Annotated in this window: 29 protein-coding genes; all 29 read right to left on the bottom strand. The window is 65.8% G+C overall.

All coding sequences use genetic code 11. From position 1 onward, the window contains the following. Positions 1–10: 10 nt before the first annotated feature. Positions 11–1,384: a serine hydrolase domain-containing protein gene (locus tag ACE3QC_RS00570; protein WP_374405134.1), complete on the bottom strand. Its 1,374-nt coding sequence runs from the start codon at positions 1,382–1,384 to the stop codon at positions 11–13. 95 nt (positions 1,385–1,479) lie between these two features. Further along, positions 1,480–1,902: a 50S ribosomal protein L17 gene (gene rplQ / locus ACE3QC_RS00565; protein ID WP_374405133.1), complete on the bottom strand. Its 423-nt coding sequence runs from the start codon at positions 1,900–1,902 to the stop codon at positions 1,480–1,482. Positions 1,903–1,981: 79 nt separating this feature from the next. Further along, on the bottom strand, positions 1,982–3,037 hold the full coding sequence (locus ACE3QC_RS00560; RefSeq protein WP_374405132.1) for a DNA-directed RNA polymerase subunit alpha: 1,056 nt from the start codon (positions 3,035–3,037) through the stop codon (positions 1,982–1,984). A gap of 116 nt (positions 3,038–3,153) precedes the next feature. Beyond that, on the bottom strand, positions 3,154–3,543 hold the full coding sequence (rpsK, locus tag ACE3QC_RS00555; protein ID WP_047805755.1) for a 30S ribosomal protein S11: 390 nt from the start codon (positions 3,541–3,543) through the stop codon (positions 3,154–3,156). Between the two features lie 63 nt (positions 3,544–3,606). Next, positions 3,607–3,975 carry a 30S ribosomal protein S13 gene (rpsM, locus tag ACE3QC_RS00550; RefSeq protein ID WP_374405131.1) on the bottom strand — a complete coding sequence of 123 codons (369 nt, stop codon included), beginning with the start codon at positions 3,973–3,975 and terminating at the stop codon, positions 3,607–3,609. Between the two features lie 335 nt (positions 3,976–4,310). Continuing rightward, positions 4,311–5,672 carry an NADP-specific glutamate dehydrogenase gene (gdhA, locus tag ACE3QC_RS00545; protein ID WP_374405129.1) on the bottom strand — a complete coding sequence of 454 codons (1,362 nt, stop codon included), beginning with the start codon at positions 5,670–5,672 and terminating at the stop codon, positions 4,311–4,313. 81 nt (positions 5,673–5,753) lie between these two features. Next, on the bottom strand, positions 5,754–6,410 hold the full coding sequence (locus ACE3QC_RS00540) for an SRPBCC family protein (RefSeq protein WP_374405128.1): 657 nt from the start codon (positions 6,408–6,410) through the stop codon (positions 5,754–5,756). 70 nt (positions 6,411–6,480) lie between these two features. After that, the gene (locus ACE3QC_RS00535) at positions 6,481–7,125 is read right to left on the bottom strand and encodes an adenylate kinase (RefSeq protein WP_374405127.1); all 645 of its coding nucleotides are present in this window, start codon (positions 7,123–7,125) and stop codon (positions 6,481–6,483) included. Positions 7,126–7,170: 45 nt separating this feature from the next. Beyond that, entirely contained in the window at positions 7,171–8,535 is a 1,365-nt protein-coding gene (gene secY / locus ACE3QC_RS00530) for a preprotein translocase subunit SecY (protein ID WP_374405126.1), read from the bottom strand. 105 nt (positions 8,536–8,640) lie between these two features. Next, positions 8,641–9,165, bottom strand: a complete 525-nt coding sequence (gene rplO / locus ACE3QC_RS00525; protein WP_374406594.1) for a 50S ribosomal protein L15 — start codon at positions 9,163–9,165, stop codon at positions 8,641–8,643. Positions 9,166–9,270: 105 nt separating this feature from the next. Continuing rightward, a complete protein-coding gene (locus tag ACE3QC_RS00520) occupies positions 9,271–9,675 on the bottom strand; it encodes a response regulator (protein WP_374405124.1) in 405 nt (134 codons plus the stop codon). 112 nt (positions 9,676–9,787) lie between these two features. After that, positions 9,788–9,976: a 50S ribosomal protein L30 gene (gene rpmD, locus ACE3QC_RS00515; protein ID WP_374405123.1), complete on the bottom strand. Its 189-nt coding sequence runs from the start codon at positions 9,974–9,976 to the stop codon at positions 9,788–9,790. Between the two features lie 5 nt (positions 9,977–9,981). Continuing rightward, entirely contained in the window at positions 9,982–10,857 is an 876-nt protein-coding gene (gene rpsE, locus ACE3QC_RS00510) for a 30S ribosomal protein S5 (protein WP_374405122.1), read from the bottom strand. Beyond that, the gene (rplR, locus tag ACE3QC_RS00505; RefSeq protein ID WP_374405121.1) at positions 10,857–11,201 is read right to left on the bottom strand and encodes a 50S ribosomal protein L18; all 345 of its coding nucleotides are present in this window, start codon (positions 11,199–11,201) and stop codon (positions 10,857–10,859) included. Before rplR ends, rpsE begins: the two co-directional genes overlap by 1 nt. 1 nt (position 11,202) lies before the next feature. Next, positions 11,203–11,736: a 50S ribosomal protein L6 gene (gene rplF, locus ACE3QC_RS00500; protein WP_374405120.1), complete on the bottom strand. Its 534-nt coding sequence runs from the start codon at positions 11,734–11,736 to the stop codon at positions 11,203–11,205. Beyond that, complete coding sequence (rpsH, locus tag ACE3QC_RS00495; protein WP_374405119.1) at positions 11,736–12,131, bottom strand: 30S ribosomal protein S8; 396 nt, start codon at positions 12,129–12,131, stop codon at positions 11,736–11,738. Before rpsH ends, rplF begins: the two co-directional genes overlap by 1 nt. A 10-nt stretch (positions 12,132–12,141) precedes the next feature. Further along, positions 12,142–12,447 (bottom strand): 30S ribosomal protein S14, encoded by a 306-nt coding sequence (gene rpsN / locus ACE3QC_RS00490; RefSeq protein ID WP_374405117.1) that lies wholly within the window; start codon positions 12,445–12,447, stop codon positions 12,142–12,144. 43 nt (positions 12,448–12,490) lie between these two features. Beyond that, positions 12,491–13,072, bottom strand: a complete 582-nt coding sequence (gene rplE, locus ACE3QC_RS00485) for a 50S ribosomal protein L5 (protein ID WP_374405116.1) — start codon at positions 13,070–13,072, stop codon at positions 12,491–12,493. Further along, positions 13,065–13,385, bottom strand: a complete 321-nt coding sequence (gene rplX / locus ACE3QC_RS00480) for a 50S ribosomal protein L24 (protein WP_374405115.1) — start codon at positions 13,383–13,385, stop codon at positions 13,065–13,067. The genes rplE and rplX overlap by 8 nt, the downstream gene beginning before the upstream one ends. Further along, positions 13,385–13,753, bottom strand: a complete 369-nt coding sequence (gene rplN / locus ACE3QC_RS00475; RefSeq protein WP_061924894.1) for a 50S ribosomal protein L14 — start codon at positions 13,751–13,753, stop codon at positions 13,385–13,387. The genes rplX and rplN overlap by 1 nt, the downstream gene beginning before the upstream one ends. Positions 13,754–13,811: 58 nt before the next feature. Further along, positions 13,812–14,102, bottom strand: a complete 291-nt coding sequence (gene rpsQ, locus ACE3QC_RS00470; protein ID WP_374405113.1) for a 30S ribosomal protein S17 — start codon at positions 14,100–14,102, stop codon at positions 13,812–13,814. Positions 14,103–14,113: 11 nt separating this feature from the next. Next, positions 14,114–14,323 carry a 50S ribosomal protein L29 gene (rpmC, locus tag ACE3QC_RS00465; RefSeq protein WP_374405112.1) on the bottom strand — a complete coding sequence of 70 codons (210 nt, stop codon included), beginning with the start codon at positions 14,321–14,323 and terminating at the stop codon, positions 14,114–14,116. A gap of 2 nt (positions 14,324–14,325) precedes the next feature. Next, positions 14,326–14,757 (bottom strand): 50S ribosomal protein L16, encoded by a 432-nt coding sequence (gene rplP / locus ACE3QC_RS00460; protein WP_374405110.1) that lies wholly within the window; start codon positions 14,755–14,757, stop codon positions 14,326–14,328. A 22-nt stretch (positions 14,758–14,779) separates the two neighbouring features. Beyond that, positions 14,780–15,475 (bottom strand): 30S ribosomal protein S3, encoded by a 696-nt coding sequence (gene rpsC / locus ACE3QC_RS00455; RefSeq protein WP_374405109.1) that lies wholly within the window; start codon positions 15,473–15,475, stop codon positions 14,780–14,782. A gap of 1 nt (position 15,476) precedes the next feature. After that, a complete protein-coding gene (gene rplV / locus ACE3QC_RS00450; RefSeq protein ID WP_374405108.1) occupies positions 15,477–15,854 on the bottom strand; it encodes a 50S ribosomal protein L22 in 378 nt (125 codons plus the stop codon). After that, entirely contained in the window at positions 15,854–16,129 is a 276-nt protein-coding gene (gene rpsS / locus ACE3QC_RS00445) for a 30S ribosomal protein S19 (protein ID WP_374405106.1), read from the bottom strand. The genes rplV and rpsS overlap by 1 nt, the downstream gene beginning before the upstream one ends. 6 nt (positions 16,130–16,135) lie before the next feature. Continuing rightward, positions 16,136–16,972, bottom strand: coding sequence for a 50S ribosomal protein L2 (gene rplB, locus ACE3QC_RS00440; protein WP_374405105.1), 837 nt, complete (start codon positions 16,970–16,972; stop codon positions 16,136–16,138). A 12-nt stretch (positions 16,973–16,984) separates the two neighbouring features. Beyond that, a complete protein-coding gene (locus ACE3QC_RS00435; protein ID WP_374405104.1) occupies positions 16,985–17,296 on the bottom strand; it encodes a 50S ribosomal protein L23 in 312 nt (103 codons plus the stop codon). Then, positions 17,289–17,912 carry a 50S ribosomal protein L4 gene (rplD, locus tag ACE3QC_RS00430; protein WP_374405102.1) on the bottom strand — a complete coding sequence of 208 codons (624 nt, stop codon included), beginning with the start codon at positions 17,910–17,912 and terminating at the stop codon, positions 17,289–17,291. Before rplD ends, ACE3QC_RS00435 begins: the two co-directional genes overlap by 8 nt.

Below are 17,912 nucleotides of genomic sequence, written 5' to 3'. Positions count from 1 at the left end.
CGCCGCGGGGCTATTTCCGCAAGGTTGCCAGCACGTCGCGCGTGAAGGCGGCGATGTCGAACCGCGCGCCGGTCGGGTCTTCGCCCCGGCGCACGATCAGCACCTTCTGGCTGGGCACAATAACCACGTATTGTCCGCGGTTGCCCATCATCGCGATGGTATCGGGCGGGATGCCGTCGGACTTGTCGAACAGCCAGAACCCTGCGCCATAACCGAACTCTCCTGTCGGCTGCGGGCCCGAGGGGCTGGAAACGTATTCGAGCCAGTTGTCGGGGAGCACGCGCTCGCCGCCGGGCAGAACGCCGTCGTCGAGATAGAGTTGGCCGAGTTTCGCCAGATCGCGGGCGGAGGCCCAGACCTGGCTGGAAAGGATGTAGTTTCCCTGCCAGTCGGTTTCGGCGATCGTCTGATACATTCCGAGCCGTTCGAACAGCCCGGCGGGCGGAGCGTCGTCGAACGTATCCTCGATCGTCTTCACCGCCATCAGCGTGTCGTTGTTGGCGTAGCGGAACGTGGTGCCCGGCGGATGGATCAGCGGCCAGGTCGCGGCCCGCTCGTCCACCGTCGCGCCGCCGAAATAAAGCGGATCGGTCCGATTGCCGACGGTATCCGAATAGCGGCCCGAAGCCATGCGGAGCAAGTGATCCACGGTGATCGCGCGGCGTGGATCGCCGTCCGCCAGCCCGAGCCCCGCGGAGGCTGCGACATCGGCCTCGCCCCGCTGCACCGCCGCGCCGATCAGGGTTGCCGCAAGGCTCTTGGCGACCGACCACGTGCGCTGCGGCAGATCGCCGTCGAAACCGGGTGCGAAGGCTTCGCCCAGGATACGCCCGTCTCGCTGGACGAGCACCGCCGTCGTGCGCGTGCCCGCACCATACCGCTCGCCCAGCGCGGTCGCAGCGAGTGTGGCATGGCGGCCGGTCGTTTGCGACGGCTGACGGCGCGGCGTACCGGGCGGGATCACGCGGTCGATGCGCATCGCGGATGGCGTTTCCCTATCGGGCGCACCGGCACCGATCGGCAGCAGCGCACAACCTTGCTCCGCGCCTTTGTGAAGCGCGATGCGCGGCGGCATGTCTTCCGCCCAATCGGCCGCGACATAGTCGAGAAAACCGTCTTCTCCGCGTTCCACACGGTGCGGCAGTTCACGCACGATCGGACCGAGCGCGGGGTAGATTCCGGTAAGTTCGTAGTCGATCACCGACGCCTCGCTCCGCCGCTGGCTCGAAGGCCCGGAACTGGCGATCCCACCGCACAGCATCAGCGCCTTGTAGCCCGCCGCGAGCGCGCGGTCGTAGCGCGCGTCGAGCGTTTCCTGCGCGCTCTGCGCGAGGGTTGGAACGGGCGCGAGCAGCGCGGTGGCGGCGAGGAGGTGGCGGATCATGCCGCGCGTTGTGCCACGCGCGGGCGCGCAGTCAAACGAAAGGGCCGCGAAAGTTTCCCCTCGCGGCCCTTCATGTCTCGTGTTGCGCTGGCGGCTTACGCGTCCTCGAACTCTTCCTCGTCGTTCATGACGGGGCCCGAATCCTGGCCCTTCGCCTCGACGTCGCGGTCGACGAATTCGATCACCGCCATCGCGGCGGCGTCGCTGCCGCGGAAGCCGGCCTTGATGACGCGGGTGTAGCCACCCTCGCGGTCACCGTAGCGCTCGGCCAGAACGTCGAACAGCTTCTTGAGCTGGGTCTCGTCGCCCAGGCGGCTCATCGCGAGGCGACGGTTCGAAAGCCCGCCGCGCTTGGCCAGCGTGACCAGCTTTTCGACGTAGGGGCGCAGTTCCTTGGCCTTGGGGGCCGTGGTCATGATCTGCTCGTGCTTGATGAGCGCGGTGGCCATGTTGCGCAGCAGGGCCTTGCGGTGGCCCGTCTTGCGCTGCAGCTTGCGGCCGTGGATTCCGTGACGCATTTCAGTACTCCGTTCGTAAGGGGGCCGTATCAGGTACCCCGGTCCGGGCGGCGGTTAAGGGCGCCGCCCAATCCCTTCGTCAGCCCAGCAGTTCCTGCTCGAGCTTCTTGGCCATTTCCTCGATGTTCTCGGGCGGCCAGCCAGGGATGTCCATGCCGAGGCGCAGGCCCATCGAAGAAAGGACTTCCTTGATCTCGTTGAGCGACTTGCGGCCGAAGTTCGGCGTGCGGAGCATCTCGGCCTCGGTCTTCTGGACCAGGTCGCCGATGTAGATGATGTTGTCGTTCTTGAGGCAGTTGGCCGAACGCACCGACAGTTCCAGCTCGTCCACCTTCTTGAGCAGGTAGCGGTTGAGCTGGTTGGCGTCGCTTTCTTCCGGCTGCGCGGCGTGGCCGATCATGGCCGAGCTCGGCTGCGGAATGCCTTCCTCGAAGTGGACGAACAGCGTGAGCTGATCCTGCAGGATGCGCGCGGCATAGGCCACGGCGTCTTCCGGCGTCACGGTGCCGTCGGTCTCGACCGTCAGGCTCAGCTTGTCGAAGTCGAGCTCCTGCCCGACGCGGGCGGCCTCGACCTTGTAGCTGACCTGGCGGATCGGCGAGTAGAGCGAATCGACCGGGATCAGGCCGATCGGCGCGTCGGCCGGGCGGTTCGAAACGGCGGGCGAGTAGCCCTTGCCGGTGTCGGCGGTGAGCTCCATCGCGAAGTTGGCGCCTTCGTCGAGGTGGCAGATCACGAGATCCTTGTTCATCACCTCGATGTCGCCCGACACGGCGATGTCGCCCGCGGTGACTTCACCCGGGCCGGTCTTGTTCAGCTGCAGGCGCTTGGGGCCTTCGCCTTCCATCTTGAGCGCGATCTGCTTCACGTTGAGCACGATGTCGGTCACGTCCTCGCGCACGCCGGCGAGGCTGGAGAATTCGTGCAGCACGTTCTCGATCTTGATCGAGGTGATCGCGGCGCCCTGGAGGCTGGAGAGGAGCACGCGGCGCAGCGCGTTGCCCAGCGTCAGGCCGAAGCCGCGCTCGAGCGGCTCGGCCACGAAGGTCGCCTTGCGCGCCTTGTCGCCACCGGCCTTGATGTCGAGACTGCTGGGCTTCTTGAGTTCCTGCCAGTTCTTGGTGTTGACGGCCATGGATTTCCCCTAGGGTTCTAATACGGGCAAGGACCGGCGGCGCTGGTGCGCGCGTCCGGTCCGATCAGGGTCGGCGGGGCCACGGGATCGCCCGCAGCCCGCCGGGCAGGGTCGGATCAGACGCGGCGGCGCTTGGAAGGCCTCACGCCGTTGTGCGGGATCGGGGTCACGTCGCGGATCGAGGTGATCGTGAAACCGACCGCGGCGAGGCCACGCAGCGCGCTCTCGCGGCCCGAGCCGGGGCCCTTGACCTCGACTTCGAGCGTGCGCACGCCGTGTTCGGCGGCCTTCTTGCCGGCGTCGTCGGCGGCGACCTGGGCGGCATAGGGAGTCGACTTGCGGCTGCCCTTGAAGCCCATCATGCCGGCGCTGGACCAGCTGATCGCATTGCCCTGCGCATCGGTGATGGTGATCATCGTGTTGTTGAAGCTGGCGTTGATGTGCGCGACGCCGCTCGAGATGTTCTTCTTGTCGCGCCGCCTGATCCGGCCGGGTTCGCGTGCCATGGTTCGTAATCCTTACAAGAGTTCAAGAAGGGAAAAGCGTGGAGGACATGGTCCCCCGCGCGCTTACTTCTTCTTGCCGGCGATCGGCTTGGCCTTGCCCTTGCGGGTGCGGGCGTTGGTGTGCGTGCGCTGGCCGCGGACGGGCAGACCGGCACGGTGGCGCAGGCCGCGATACGAACGCAGGTCCATCAGACGCTTGATGTTCATCGCGGTGGTGCGGCGAAGGTCGCCCTCGACCTGGTGGTCGGCGTCGATCGTCTCGCGGATCTGCAGGACTTCGGCGTCGGTCAGATCCTGCACCCGGCGGGTGTGATCGATGCCGAGCTTGTCGGCGATCCGCACGGCCGTAGTGCGGCCGATACCGTGGATGTAGGTCAGCGCGATGATCACGCGCTTGTTGGTGGGGATGTTTACCCCGGCAATACGAGCCACTTACTTCTCCATGCTCCACAGGTTCGACCAGGCCCGCAAGCGGGTGGCGCCCCCTATCTCATCGCTGTTCATCGGCACGGCAGGGGCCCGAATGGCAAAAGGCCCGGATGGCGCGCTTTTCAAGGCTGCCGCCTGCCGGACTGTCCCGCAATGCCGAATGAAGGGCGCGCTTAGGTCGATTCGCGATGAACGTCAACCGCAATGCGCGCGCATGCGACCACGCCGCCCGATATGGGCGGGGTGCGCCGAATTTCAAGAACGCTACACAACGAACGGCGCGGCGTCAAAAGCCTTCGCTCGGCCTTTACCATTTCGGCCCGCGCCGCCGCGGTCGCCTACACCATGCCGAAGGCCAGCATCGCGTCGGCGACCTTCTTGAACCCGGCGATATTGGCGCCCTTGACGTAATCGACGTGGCCATCGCGGCGATCGCCGTAGGTCAGGCAGCGTTCGTGGATTCCGTCCATGATCTCGCGCAGCATCGACTGGAGCTGGTCTTCCTTCCACGCGCGCCGCTCGGAATTCTGGCTCATCTCCAGGCCCGAGACCGCGACGCCGCCCGCGTTGGCGGCCTTGCCCGGCGCGAACATGATCTTCGCCTCCTTGAACGCGTGCACCCCGTCGAGATCGGTCGGCATGTTCGCGCCTTCGGCCACCGCGATGCACCCGTTCGCGATCAGCGCCTTAGCGTCCTCGCCGAGCAGTTCGTTCTGCGTCGCGCAGGGCAGCGCGACGTCGCATTCGACGCGCCACGGCGTCTCGCCCTCGTGGAAGGTCGCCCCCTTGAATTCGTCGGCATAGTCGCTGATGCGGCCGCGGCGGCGCGTCTTGTGCGCCTTGATCCAGTCGATCTTGTCCTGCGTGATGCCGTCGGGATCGTGGATGAAGCCGCCAGAATCCGACAGCGTCAGCACCTTGCCGCCGAGTTGGACGATCTTCTCCGCCGCATGGGTCGCCACGTTGCCCGAGCCGGAGATCACCGCCCGCTTGCCTTCGATCCCCTCGCCCTTGTGCTGCAGCATGTTCTCGAGGAAATAGACCGCGCCGTACCCGGTCGCCTCGGGGCGGATCATCGAGCCGCCGTATTCGAGACCCTTGCCCGTCAGCACGCCGGTGAATTCGTTGGTGATCCGCTTGTACTGGCCGAACATGAAGCCGATCTCGCGCGCGCCCACGCCGATATCGCCCGCCGGCACGTCCACGTCGGCGCCGATGTGGCGATAGAGTTCGGTCATGAAGCTCTGGCAGAAGCGCATGATCTCGCGCACGCTCTTGCCCTTGGGGTTGAAGTTGGACCCGCCCTTCCCCCCGCCCATCGGCAGTCCGGTGAGCGCGTTCTTGAACGTCTGCTCGAAAGCGAGGAACTTGAGCACGCTTTCGTTGAGGCCGGCGTGGAATCGGATGCCGCCCTTGTACGGGCCGATCGCGTTGTTGTTCTGCACGCGCCATCCGCGCTGGACGCGGATGCTGCCGTTGTCGTCTTCCCAGCACACGCGGAAGCTCACCACCCGGTCGGGTTCGGCGATGCGGCGCAGGATCTGCGCCTCGTGGTATTCCTCCTTGTCGTCGATGAACTCGAAGATGTCCTCGGCAACTTCCTGCACCGCCTGGACGAATTCGGGCTGGTGCGGATTGCGCTTCTTCACGCCTTCCATGAAATGCGGCAGATCGACGTGCCGCTGGTAGATTGCATTCATGATCGTGATCGTCCCTGTCTCTCGTGCAAGACGGGAAATGATCGGCTGGCGGCCCCTGTTCCGCGCGTGCTGCTCGGCCGGTCAGGCGCCGTCGTCGTCGGACAGGTCGCCGAAGGCCTCGTCGACCGTCGGCGCGGCTGCTGCCGGTTCGTCCGCATCCGGCGCATCCGGCGTTTCGGGCGCATCGACAGGTCCCAGCAGAGCGGCAAGGCCCTCGAGCTGCTGGGTCATGACTCCGTCGACCGATTTCGAGATCGTCGGCGTCTCGTAGCGCATGTAGCCCGATACGACATATTCGAACGTGATCGAGGTGCCCGCCTCGACCGTGTCCAATGCGATGGTCAATACACCGGTGACCGCTTCGCTCTGCAGCGGGCCGAGCGCGCCGCGCATGCGCAGCGCCTCGTCGGGCGCGGCATAGACCACGACCATGTGCTGCACGCTGCCGGCGAGCCCGACCCGGTCGCTGGTCTCGACCTCGGGAATGCGCTCGCAGAAGCAGCCGCCCGCCTGCGGGGTCAGCGTCATGTTCGCCGCGTCGCCCGACCAGGTGTGATCGTCGTTCCACCACTTCGCGGGCGAGACCAGCGCCATCCACGCCTCGCGCGGAGTCGCCTCGACCACCCGGGTCTCGCGCGTGACGAACGCGCTCGCCTCTTCCTCGACGACGTCGGCCAGCGCGGCGGCCGGAGCGAGCAGCGCGCCGGCGGCAAGCGTAAACGGAATGGTTCTGGTCATCGGCAATCCTCCCCTTGGCCGCCGATATCTCACAGCCATCGCCGCAAGCAAAGTGCCGAAGGGGCCGCGTTCAGCCGAGGATGGCGTCGATCGCGCCGGTAACCTCGTCGATGCTGGCCATGCCGTCGACCCGGCTGACGATGCCGCGCTCTTCGTAGATCGGCAGAATCGGCGCGGTCTTGGCGCGGTATTCGGCCATGCGGGTGCGCACGGTTTCCTCGTTGTCGTCGGGGCGCCGCTTGAACTCGGTGCCGCCGCACGAATCGCACACGCCCTCGACCACCGGCTGCTTGAAGGTGTCGTGATAGCCGGCGCCGCAACTGGCGCACGTGAAGCGTCCGGTGATGCGCTCGACCAACGCGTCCTCGTCCACCTCGAGTTCGATCACGTGATCGAGCGAGCGGCCGTGGCTGGCGAGGATTTCATCGAGCGAAGCGGCCTGCGCGGCGGTGCGCGGATAGCCGTCGAAGATCGCGCCGGTGCTGGCGCCCATCGCGGTCAGTTCGGCGTCGATCAGTTCGGAGACGATCTCGTCCGAGACGAGCTCGCCGCGCTCCATCACGGCCTTCGCCTTGAGCCCGACCGGCGTGCCCGCCTTAACCGCGGCGCGCAGCATGTCGCCGGTCGAGAGCTGGCGCATCCCGCGCTGCTGCTCGAGACGCTGGGCCTGCGTGCCCTTGCCTGCGCCCGGAGGCCCCAAGAGGATGATGTCCAAGCCGCTTCCCCTATTTCTTTTCGCGGTCAGTCCCTTCGCGCGCGATCAGCGCATCCGGCCCTTCAGCTTGGCCTTCTTGATCAGGTCGCCATACTGGTGCGCCAGCAGGTGTGACTGGATCTGCGTGATCGTATCCACCGTGACGTTGACCACGATCAGCAGGCTGGTGCCGCCGAGGAACAGCGGAATGCCCGTCTGCGCGATCATGTACTCGGGGATCACGCAGACCAGCGTCAGGTAGATCGCCCCGATCACGGTGATGCGGGTGAGGACGTAATCGAGATACTCGGCGGTGCGCTTGCCCGGGCGGATGCCGGGGATGAAGCCGCCGTTCTTCTTCAGGTTCTCGCTCGTTTCCTCCGGGTTGAAGACCACGGCGGTGTAGAAGAAGCAGAAGAAGATGATGCCCGCGGCATAGAGCGCCATGTAGATCGGCTGGCCGTGCGCGAGATACTGGTTGAGCCACACGATCGTGCTGCCCCAGGCGCTGTCGGTATCGACCTGATTGCCGGCGAACTGGCTGATCGTCAGCGGCAGCAGCAGCAGCGAACTGGCGAAGATCGGCGGGATGACGCCCGCGGTGTTCAGCTTGAGCGGCAGGTGGCTGCGGTCGGCCTGCATCATCCCGCGCTGCGTCGCGCGCTTGGGATACTGGATCAGCAGGCGCCGCTGCGCGCGCTCCATGAAGCAGATGAACAGGATCAGGATGATGACCATCGCGAAGAAGCCGACGATGATCACCGGCGAGATCGCCCCGCTGCGGCCGCCTTCGAACATGTTCGCGGCGAAGCTGGGAAACTGGGCGACGATGCCGGCCATGATGATCAGCGACACGCCGTTGCCGATTCCGCGGCTGGTGATCTGCTCGCCCAGCCACAGGAGGAACATCGTGCCGCCGACGAGGCTGACGACCGCGCCGACGCGGAACATCACGCCCGGCTGGACCACGGCCTGCAGCCCGCTCTGCGCTGCATAGGCCTCCAGCCCCGAGGCGAGGAACCAGCCCTGGATCGCGCACAGGAACACCGTGCCGTAGCGGGTGTACTGGTTGAGCTTCTGCCGTCCGCTCGCGCCTTCCTTCTTCATCGCGGCAAGCGCCGGATGGAGCGAGGCGGCGAGCTGCACCACGATCGAGGCGGTGATGTAGGGCATCACGCCGAGCGCGATGAGGCTCATGCGCTCGAGGCTGCCGCCCGAGAAGGTGTTGAACAGATCGAGAATGCCGCCGCGCGCCGTATCGTAGAGATCCTGCAGCACCAGCGGGTTGACCCCGGGGAGCGGAACGAAGCTCAGGAAACGGAAGACGATCAGCGCGCCGATCGTGAACCAGATACGGTTCTTGAGCTCGGTCGCTTTCGAGAAGTTGGCGAGACTGAGGTTGCTCGCGAGATTATCGGCGCGTGATGCCATGAGAAATGCTTGTGCCCTAACTCGGCGCCGGACCCTCCCGGCTCGGACAGGCTAGATAGGGTGCGGGGGGCACGATGTCGAACCCTCCGCCCGCTATTTTGCCTCTTACTTGGCCTTGGCGGCCTTGTTGGCGTCGCGCCGCGCGGTCTTCTTCTCGTGCTCGGAAGGGCCTTCCTTGGGAAGCTCGACCGAACCGCCGGCCTTCTCGACCGCTTCGATCGCGCCCTTGCTGGCGCCGGCGACCTTGAACTGGACCTTGGCCGTGAGCTCGCCCTTGCCGAGCAGGCGCACGCCGTCCTTGCCGCCGCGCGCCAGGCCCGCGGCCTTGAGCGCCTCGTGATCGACGACCTTCTTGGCGTCGAGCTTCTTGGCGTCGATGAACTTCTGCACCATGCCCAGGTTCACTTCGGCGAAGTCCTTGGCGAACGGATTGTTGAAGCCGCGCTTCGGCAGGCGCATGTGGAGCGGCATCTGGCCGCCCTCGAAGCCTTTCACGGCGACGCCCGAACGGCTCTTCTGGCCCTTCTGGCCGCGGCCGCCGGTCTTGCCCTTGCCCGAGCCGATGCCCCGGCCGATGCGCATCTTGCGATGGCGGGCACCTTCGTTGTCGCGGATGTCGTTGAGTTTCATAGTCTGCACTCGCTTTCGCTTTGATTCGCGCTGGTTGGAAGGGTGGCGCCTTAGGGAAACATCCCTAGGCTGTCACCCCTTGATTGCTCAGGTCGAGCCGAAGGCTCAGATCGGACGGACCGCCTTGTTGTTCGAGCGCGCCGGTCGATGCGCGAGAAGACGTTCGACGATGACGACGAGTTCGTCGGGATCGAACGGCTTGCGGAGATATTCAGTCGCGCCCGCCGACCGCGCGATGGTCTCGTCCGCCTTGCTCGTCCGGGCGGTGATGATGAGCACGGGCAGGTCGTACAATGACGGATCGCGCCGGACCTTGTCGAGCACTTGCGATCCGGTCATCTCCGGCATCGACATGTCCAGTATCAGCAGGTCGGGACGCCGGAGAGCCAACGCCGCCAGCGCCGCCTTTCCATCCGGCACCACGCCGACCGCGTGGCCCGAATCCATCAACACGGTCTGGACCAGTTCGCCGATCAGCTTGTCGTCTTCTGCGTAGATTATGCGTGCCATGGGAACCTACCTATTCGCGAGGTCGTGCCCGTGGCAACCTCAATGCAAAAAGCCCCGGCGCCGGGCCGGGGCTTTCGCTATCGATGGGCAAAGCCCCCGATCGATCGAAAAATCAGTCGACGATCGCGACCAGGTGCGGAACCTTGGCGACCGCGCCGCGCACCTCGGGGGTGTCCTGGCGCTCGACGACCTTGTGCATCTTGTTCAGCCCGAGCCCGATCAGGATCTTGCGCTGGCTTTCCGGGCGGCGGATCGGCGAACCGATCTGCTTGAGCTTGATGGTCTTGTTCTTGTCGGCCATCGATCTTACTCCGCAATCGCGGCGGCGTCGGCTTCAGCCTCGGCCTCGCTGGCGCCACCACGGCCGAGAAGGTCGGCGACCTTCTTGCCGCGACGCTGGGCGACCGACTTCGGCGAAGTCTGGTCGGTCAGCGCGTCGAACGTGGCGCGGATCATGTTGTAGGGGTTGGACGTGCCGACCGACTTGGTCACCACGTCGGCCACGCCCAGGCTCTCGAACACGGCGCGCATCGGACCGCCGGCGATGATGCCGGTCCCCGGAGGCGCGGTGCGCACGGTGACCTTGCCGGCACCGAAACGGCCGTTGCCGTCGTGGTGCAGCGTGCGGCCTTCCTTGAGCGGAACGCGGATCATCTTCTTGCGCGCCGAAGCGGTCGCCTTGGAGATCGCCTCGGGCACCTCGCGGGCCTTGCCGTGGCCGAAGCCGACGCGACCCGAACCGTCGCCCACCACGACCAGCGCGGCGAAACCGAAGCGCTTGCCGCCCTTCACCGTCTTGGACACGCGGTTGATGTGGACGAGCTTCTCGATGATGCCGTCGTCTTCTTCCTCGCGGCGCCCGCCACGGCGGTCGTCGCGACCGCGGCCGCGGCCCCGGCCACCGTCGCGTCCGCCACGATCGCCGCCGTCGCGGCCACCACGGCCGCCACGGCCACGCGGCTGCGCCGGATCGCCGCTCTCGGCCGACTGGCTATCGGCCGCTTCGGTCGACGACACGGTCGGCGTCGGGGTCGAACCCGCGTTGTCGACCTTGGGAGCGTCGGCAGGCGCAGCTTCGGTCGCTTCCGTCTTGGTCTCTTCGACCTTGGCGTCCTCAACCTTGGGAGCGTCCTCGACCTTGGCGGTCTCGGTGTTTTCGGTGTTGTTTTCTTCAGCCATCATCAGAACTCCAGCCCGCCTTCGCGGGCGGCGTCGGCCAGCGCCTTGACGCGGCCGTGGAACAGGAACCCGCCGCGATCGAACACGACGGTGGTCACGCCGGCCTTCTTGGCGGCGGCGGCGATATCCTTGCCGACCTGCGTGGCGGCATCGACGTTCGCACCCGAGCTCTTGCCCCCCAGCGTCGAGGCGGCGGCGACGGTCTTGCCGTCGGCGTCGTCGATGATCTGGGCATAGATGTGCTTGCCGGTGCGGTGCACCGACAGGCGCGGGCGGGCGCCGGCGCGGCTGCGCAGGGCCGTGCGGACACGGCGGCGGCGGCGTTCGAAAAGGGAAAGCTTGGCCATCTTACTTCTTCTTCCCTTCCTTGCGGAAGACATATTCGCCGCGGTACTTGATGCCCTTGCCCTTGTAGGGTTCGGGCTTGCGCCAGCGACGCACCTCGGCGGCGAACTGGCCGACCGCCTGCTTGTCGATGCCGCTGATCTCGACCGTGGTCTGATCCGGGGTCTTCACCTCGATGCCCTCGGGCACCTCGAGATCGACGTCGTGGCTGTAGCCGAGCTGCAGCTTGAGCCGCTTGCCCTGCGCCTGCGCACGGTAGCCGACGCCCGAGATCTCGAGCACCTTGGTGTAGCCTTCGGTCACGCCGTCGACCAGGTTGGCCACCAGCGTGCGCTGCATGCCCCAGAAATCGCGGCTGCGGCGGGTGTCGTTGGCGGGCTTGACGCTGATCGCGTCATCCTCGAGCTTGTACTCGACCTCGTCGGCGAGACCCATCGCGAGGGTGCCCTTGGGGCCCTTCACGGTGAGCGTACCGTTGTCGATATTGGCGGTAACCCCGCTGGGGATCGCCACCGGACGTTTGCCGATGCGGCTCATCAGAACACCTCCGCCAGCACTTCGCCGCCGACGTTGTGCGTGCGCGCTTCCGCATCGGAAAGCACCCCGCGCGGGGTCGAGACGATGGTGATGCCGAGGCCGTTGCGGACGGTCGGCAGCTCTTTCGAGCCCGAGTAGATCCGGCGGCCGGGCTTGGAGACGCGGGCGACGTGCTTGATCGCGGGCTCGCCCTCGAAGTACTTGAGTTCGATCCGCAGCGCGGGGTGCTTGCCGCTCGAATCCTCGCTGTAGCCACGGATGTAGCCTTCGCGCTGGAGCACTTCGAGCACGTTCGCACGCAGCTTGCTGGCGGGCGAGAGGACGCTGTCCTTCTTCGCCTGCTGGCCGTTGCGGATGCGGGTGAGCATGTCACCCAGGGGATCGGTCATTGCCATCTGTCAGTCCTCACCAGCTCGACTTGGTCAGGCCCGGAATCAGGCCCTTGTTGCCGAGGTCGCGCAGTTCGATGCGGTTGAGGCCGAACTTGCGGTAATAGCCGCGCGGGCGGCCGGTGGTGGTGCAGCGGTTGCGCACACGGGTCGGGTTCGCGTTGCGCGGGATTTCCGCCATCTGGAGGCGCGCGATCAAACGCTCGCCATCGTCGAGCGACGTATCGTCGGCGATCGCCTTCAGCTTGGCATACTTGCCCGCGTACTTCTTCACGAGCTTCTTGCGACGCTCGTTCTTGTTGATGGAACTCAGTTTCGCCATTGGACTTAAGCTCTCTTTGCTATCCTTGCGTTCAGGGGGCCGCTCACGCGGCCTCCTTCTCTTCGGCGGCCTGCTCGGCAGGGAACGGGAAACCGAACAGCCGAAGCAGTTCGTGGGCTTCCTCGTCGGTCTTCGCCGTCGTGGTCACGATGATATCCATGCCCCGGACCTTCTCGATCCTGTCGTAGGAGATTTCGGGGAAGATGATCTGTTCCTTCAGGCCCATCGCGTAGTTGCCGCGCCCGTCGAAGCTCTTCGGGTTCAGCCCGCGGAAGTCGCGGATGCGCGGCATGGCGATGGTGACCAGGCGGTCGAGGAACTCGTACATGCGTTCGCGGCGCAGGGTGACCTTGCAGCCGATCGGCATGCCTTCACGCAGCTTGAACTGCGCGATCGACTTCTTGGCCTTGGTGATGACCGGCTTCTGGCCGGCGATCAGGGCCATTTCCTCGGCGGCGGTCTGGACCTTTTTCTTGTCCTGGCTCGCTTCGCCCACGCCCATGTTGAGCGTGATCTTCTCCAAGCGCGGCACCTCGAGCCGGTTCTTGTAACCGAACTTCTCGGTCATCGCCTTGACGATCTCGTCGTCATAGCGGGTGCGCATGCGGGGGGTGTAATCAGCCATCGATGGTCTCCCCGGATTTGACGGCAATGCGGACCTTCTTCCCGTCCTTCTCTTCGAAGCGGACGCGGGTCGGCTTGCCGTCCTTGGGATCGGCCACGGCAACCTTGGAGATCGACATCGGCGCTTCGAAGCGGTCGATGCCACCCTGCGGGTTGGCCTGGCTCGGCTTGCGGTGACGGGCGGCGACGTTGATGCCCTCGACCACGATCTTGCCGTCCTTCGGCATGACCTGACGGACGGTGCCGGTGCGGCCCTTGTCCTTGCCCGAGAGCACGACGACGTTGTCGCCCTTCTTGATCTTGGCGGAAGCCATCACAGCACCTCCGGAGCGAGCGAGATGATCTTCATGAACCCGCGGCCGCGCAGTTCGCGCACCACGGGGCCGAAGATGCGGGTGCCGATCGGCTCCTCGTTCTTGTTGACGAGCACGGCGGCGTTCGAATCGAAGCGGATCACGCTGCCATCGGGACGACGAACGTCCTTCTTGGTGCGCACGATCACCGCGCGGTGGACGTCGCCCTTCTTCACGCGGGCGCGCGGCTGCGCCTCCTTGACGGATACGACGATCACGTCGCCGACGCTCGCGGTACGGCGCTTCGACCCGCCCAGCACCTTGATGCACTGGACGCGCTTGGCGCCGCTGTTGTCCGCGACGTCGAGGTTAGATTGCATCTGAATCATCGATGCGGTTCCTTCTCAATGGCTTGCCGGAACCAGTCCGGCAGTTCCTTCAGATTTCTCAGTTGCCTGCGGCTTCGACGTCGAGGTCGGCCTCGACCGCCTGCACGCCGCCGGCCTTCACCGTGTCGAGCACGCGCCACGTCTTGGTCTTGGAGAACGGCTTGGTCTCCTCGATCCGGACGGTGTCGCCCAGCTTGTATTCGTTCGTTTCGTCGTGCGCGTGGTACTTCTTCGAACGGCGGATGATCTTCCCGTAGAGCGGGTGCTTCACCTTCCGTTCTACCAGCACGGTGACGGTCTTGTCGGTCTTGTCGGAGGTGACGGTCCCGATCAGGATACGCTTCGGCATTGTCTAGCTCCTCAGGCCTTGGCTGCGGCCGCAGCGGTCCGCTCGGTCTGCAGCGTCTTGATCTGCGCGATCGAACGGCGGACCTGGCGGATGCGGGCCGGGGCTTCCAGCTGGTTGGTGGCGGCCTGGAAACGCAGGTTGAACTGCTCGCGCTTGAGCTCGGTGAGCTGCGCGTCGAGCTGATCGTCGGTCTTCGTGCGAAGGTCTTCAATCTTGCTCATGATCAACCCTCCAGGTGCGAATTGTCGCCGAGACGGGCAACGACGCGCGTCTTGACGGGAAGCTTCATCGCCGCGCGCTCGAACGCCTCGGCGGCGAGCGGGCCGGCAACGCCGTCCAGCTCGAACAGGATGCGGCCCGGCTTCACGCGGGCGGCCCAGTATTCGACCGAACCCTTGCCCTTGCCCTGGCGGACCTCGGCGGGCTTCTTCGACACCGGCACGTCGGGGAACACGCGGATCCACAGGCGCCCCTGGCGCTTGATGTGGCGCGTGATCGCGCGGCGCGCGGCTTCGATCTGGCGCGCGGTGATCCGCTCGGGCTCGAGCGCCTTGAGGCCGTACGAGCCGAAATTCAGCGTCGTGCCGCCCTTGGCGTCGCCCTTGATCCGGCCCTTGAAGGCCTTGCGGAACTTGGTTTTCTTCGGTTGCAGCATGTTATCTACTCAAGTTCGATGCTCAGCGCGCCGGACGGACGCCGGAGGTCTGCGATTCCATCATCAGGCGGTCCTGCGCCGTCGGATCATGACCCAGGATCTCGCCCTTGAAGACCCACACCTTGATGCCGATGATGCCATAGGCGGTCAGCGCCTCGGCTTCGGCATAGTCGATGTTGGCGCGCAGCGTGTGCAGCGGCACGCGGCCTTCGCGGTACTGCTCGACGCGGGCGATTTCCGCACCGCCGAGGCGGCCGCCGCAGACGATCTTGATGCCTTCGGCACCCAGACGCATGGCGGACTGGATCGCGCGCTTCATCGCACGGCGGAAGGCCACGCGGCGCACGAGCTGGTCGGCGATGCCCTGCGCGACGAGCTTGGCATCGACTTCCGGCTTGCGGATCTCGACGATGTTCAGCTTCACTTCGCTGTCGGTCATCGAGGCGAGCTTCGAACGCAGCTTCTCGATGTCCGCGCCCTTCTTGCCGATGATGACGCCCGGCCGGGCGGCATAGATCGAGATGCGGCACAGCTTGGCCGGACGCTCGATCACGACCTTGGAGATCGCGGCCTGCGGCAGACTGTCGACGATGTGCTTGCGGATCGCGATGTCTTCCTCGAGCAGCTTGGCGTAGTCGCGCCCTTCGGCGTACCAGCGGCTGTCCCAGGTGCGGTTGATCTGCAGGCGCAGACCGATCGGATTGCTCTTGTGGCCCATCTTACGCCTCTTCCTGCTCGCGAACCACGATGCGCAGCCGGCTGAACGGCTTGAGGATGCGGGTGCTCTTGCCCCGTCCGCGCGTGTGGAAGCGCTTCATGGTGATCGACTTGCCGACGGAGGCTTCCGCCACCACCAGCGCGTCGACGTCCAGGTCGTGATTGTTCTCGGCGTTGGCGATCGCCGAAGCGAGCACCTTCGAGGCGTCCTTGGCCATCGACTTCTTCGAGAAGGCGAGGATGTTCAGCGCCTCTTCGGCCTTCTTGCCGCGGATCAGACCGGCGACGAGGTTCAGCTTCTGCGCCGAACCACGAATCGTGGTGCCGACGGCCAGCGCCTCGTTGTCGCCGACCCGGCGGGGGGCTTTCTGCTTGCTCATCAGCGCTTGCCCTTCTTGTCGGAGGCGTGGCCCGGGAAGCTGCGCGTGGGCGAGAATTCGCCGAGCTTGTGGCCGACCATGTCCTCGGAAACCGAGACGGGGATGAACTTCTGGCCATTGTAGACGTTGAACGTCAGGCCGACGAATTGCGGCAGGATCGTGCTGCGACGCGACCAGGTCTTGATCGGCGCACGGCCACCCGCTTCCTGTGCGTCCTCGGCCTTCTTCAGAAGGCTGAGTTCGACGAACGGACCTTTCCAGACGGAACGAGCCATGGGCGATTACCTCTTCTTCTTCGCGTGGCGCGAACGGATGATCATCTTGTCCGTCGCCTTGTTCTTGCGGGTACGGGCGCCCTTGGTCGGCTTGCCCCACGGAGTGACCGGGTGGCGGCCGCCCGAGGTGCGGCCTTCACCGCCGCCGTGCGGGTGGTCGACCGGGTTCTTGGCGACGCCGCGGGTCAGCGGCTTGATGCCCATCCAGCGGCGACGCCCGGCCTTGCCCAGGTTCTGGTTCTGGTTGTCGGGGTTCGACACCGCGCCAACCGTGCCCATGCAGTCGGCGCGCAGATAACGCTGCTCGCCGCTGTTGAGGCGGACCATCACCATGCCGCGATCGCGGCCGACGAGCTGGACGTAGGCGCCGGCCGACCGAGCGAGCTGACCGCCCTTGCCCGGCTTCATTTCCACGTTGTGGCAGATCGTGCCGACGGGCATCTGGCCCAGCAGCATCGCGTTGCCCGGCTTGGTGTCGGTCCGCTCACCGGCGACGACCTTGTCGCCCACGGCGAGACGCTGCGGCGCGAGGATGTAGGCCAGTTCGCCATCGGTGTACTTCACCAGCGCGATGAAGGCGGTGCGGTTGGGATCGTATTCGATCCGCTCCACGGTGCCTTCGACGTCCCACTTGCGACGCTTGAAGTCGATGTAGCGGTACTTCTGCTTGTGACCGCCGCCCATGCCGCGCGAGGTGACATGGCCCTTGTTATTGCGGCCGCCCGTCTTGCGCTTGCCCTCGGTCAGCGACTTGACCGGCTTGCCCTTGTACAGGCCGGACTTGTCGACGAGGATGAGGCCGCGGCGCGCGGGGCTCGTCGGTTTGTAGTTCTTGAGTGCCATCTTCTTCTAGCCTCAGATACCGCTGGTGATGTCGATCGAGTCCTGGCCCTCGGCCAGCGTCACGATCGCTTTCTTCACGTCGGAGCGCTTGTAGGCCTTGCCCTTCCAGCGCTTGGTCTTGCCCTTCATCACGATGGTGTTCACCCCCGCCACCTTGCGATCGTAGATGGCCTCTACGGCCTCGCGGATCTGCGGCTTGGTCGCGGTGCCGGCCACCTTGAACACGACCGCGTTGGCTTCCGCCGCCATGGTCGCTTTCTCGGTGATGTGCGGGGCGAGGATCACGTCGTAGTGACGCGCGTCGATTTCCTGCTTCTTAGCCATTGAAGCGCGCCTCCAGCTTTTCGACCGCGTCCTTGGTGAGAACCAGCGTGTCGTGCTTCAGGATGTCGTAGACGTTCGCGCCGACCGCGGGCAGGACGTTGACGCCCTTGAGGTTGCCCGAAGCCTTCTTGAAGCCTTCGTTCACCGCCTCGCCGTCGATCACCAGGACCTTGCCGTTCCAGCCGTTCTTGCCGAACGTCTCGGCCAGCGCCTTGGTCTTGGCGTCCTTGAGTTCGAGCGTATCGACGACGATCAGGCCGTCTTTCGCCTTGCTCGAAAGCGCCATTTTCAGGCCGAGCGCACGGATCTTCTTGTTCAGCGACGGCTCGAAGTCGCGCAGACGCGCGCCGTGGGCCTTGCCGCCGCCGATGAAGATCGGAGCGCCGCGATCGCCGTGGCGAGCGCCGCCCGAACCCTTCTGACGGCCGAACTTCTTGCCGGTGCGCGCCACGTCCGAACGCTCGCGCGTCGGGCGGGCGGTGCCGCGGCGGTTCTCGAGCTGCCAGGTGACGACGCGGTGGAGGATGTCGGCGCGCGGCTCGACGCCGAACACGGCATCGTTGAGCTCCACGTCGCCGGCCGCCTTGCCGTCCAGCTTCTGGACCTTGACCTTCAC

The sequence above is a fragment of the Pelagerythrobacter sp. genome (assembly GCF_041912895.1).
Classification (GTDB): Bacteria; Pseudomonadota; Alphaproteobacteria; order Sphingomonadales; family Sphingomonadaceae; genus Pelagerythrobacter.
This window is presented reverse-complemented; position numbering and strand designations above follow the sequence as displayed.

Coding starts and splice junctions, on each gene's coding strand:
- ACE3QC_RS00570 (WP_374405134.1), bottom strand. CDS start 1,384: ATGATCCGCCACCTCCTCGCCGCCACCGCGCTGCTCGCGCCCGTTCCA.
- rplF (WP_374405120.1), bottom strand. CDS start 11,736: ATGAGCCGCATCGGCAAACGTCCGGTGGCGATCCCCAGCGGGGTTACC.
- rpsE (WP_374405122.1), bottom strand. CDS start 10,857: ATGATGGCTGAAGAAAACAACACCGAAAACACCGAGACCGCCAAGGTC.
- rpsC (WP_374405109.1), bottom strand. CDS start 15,475: ATGGGCCACAAGAGCAATCCGATCGGTCTGCGCCTGCAGATCAACCGC.
- rplO (WP_374406594.1), bottom strand. CDS start 9,165: ATGAAACTCAACGACATCCGCGACAACGAAGGTGCCCGCCATCGCAAG.
- rplP (WP_374405110.1), bottom strand. CDS start 14,757: ATGCTGCAACCGAAGAAAACCAAGTTCCGCAAGGCCTTCAAGGGCCGG.
- rplB (WP_374405105.1), bottom strand. CDS start 16,972: ATGGCACTCAAGAACTACAAACCGACGAGCCCCGCGCGCCGCGGCCTC.
- rpmC (WP_374405112.1), bottom strand. CDS start 14,323: ATGAGCAAGATTGAAGACCTTCGCACGAAGACCGACGATCAGCTCGAC.
- rplQ (WP_374405133.1), bottom strand. CDS start 1,902: ATGCGTCACGGAATCCACGGCCGCAAGCTGCAGCGCAAGACGGGCCAC.
- ACE3QC_RS00520 (WP_374405124.1), bottom strand. CDS start 9,675: ATGGCACGCATAATCTACGCAGAAGACGACAAGCTGATCGGCGAACTG.
- rpsK (WP_047805755.1), bottom strand. CDS start 3,543: ATGGCACGCGAACCCGGCCGGATCAGGCGGCGCGACAAGAAGAACATC.
- secY (WP_374405126.1), bottom strand. CDS start 8,535: ATGGCATCACGCGCCGATAATCTCGCGAGCAACCTCAGTCTCGCCAAC.
- rplE (WP_374405116.1), bottom strand. CDS start 13,072: ATGGCTGATTACACCCCCCGCATGCGCACCCGCTATGACGACGAGATC.
- gdhA (WP_374405129.1), bottom strand. CDS start 5,672: ATGAATGCAATCTACCAGCGGCACGTCGATCTGCCGCATTTCATGGAA.
- rplV (WP_374405108.1), bottom strand. CDS start 15,854: ATGAGCAAGCAGAAAGCCCCCCGCCGGGTCGGCGACAACGAGGCGCTG.
- rpsS (WP_374405106.1), bottom strand. CDS start 16,129: ATGGCTCGTTCCGTCTGGAAAGGTCCGTTCGTCGAACTCAGCCTTCTG.
- rplN (WP_061924894.1), bottom strand. CDS start 13,753: ATGATTCAGATGCAATCTAACCTCGACGTCGCGGACAACAGCGGCGCC.
- rpsQ (WP_374405113.1), bottom strand. CDS start 14,102: ATGCCGAAGCGTATCCTGATCGGGACCGTCACCTCCGACAAGACCGAC.
- rplR (WP_374405121.1), bottom strand. CDS start 11,201: ATGGCCAAGCTTTCCCTTTTCGAACGCCGCCGCCGCCGTGTCCGCACG.
- rpmD (WP_374405123.1), bottom strand. CDS start 9,976: ATGGCCGACAAGAACAAGACCATCAAGCTCAAGCAGATCGGTTCGCCG.
- ACE3QC_RS00435 (WP_374405104.1), bottom strand. CDS start 17,296: ATGGCTAAGAAGCAGGAAATCGACGCGCGTCACTACGACGTGATCCTC.
- ACE3QC_RS00560 (WP_374405132.1), bottom strand. CDS start 3,037: ATGGCCGTCAACACCAAGAACTGGCAGGAACTCAAGAAGCCCAGCAGT.
- rpsH (WP_374405119.1), bottom strand. CDS start 12,131: ATGGCAATGACCGATCCCCTGGGTGACATGCTCACCCGCATCCGCAAC.
- rplX (WP_374405115.1), bottom strand. CDS start 13,385: ATGGCTTCCGCCAAGATCAAGAAGGGCGACAACGTCGTCGTGCTCTCG.
- ACE3QC_RS00540 (WP_374405128.1), bottom strand. CDS start 6,410: ATGACCAGAACCATTCCGTTTACGCTTGCCGCCGGCGCGCTGCTCGCT.
- rpsN (WP_374405117.1), bottom strand. CDS start 12,447: ATGGCGAAACTGAGTTCCATCAACAAGAACGAGCGTCGCAAGAAGCTC.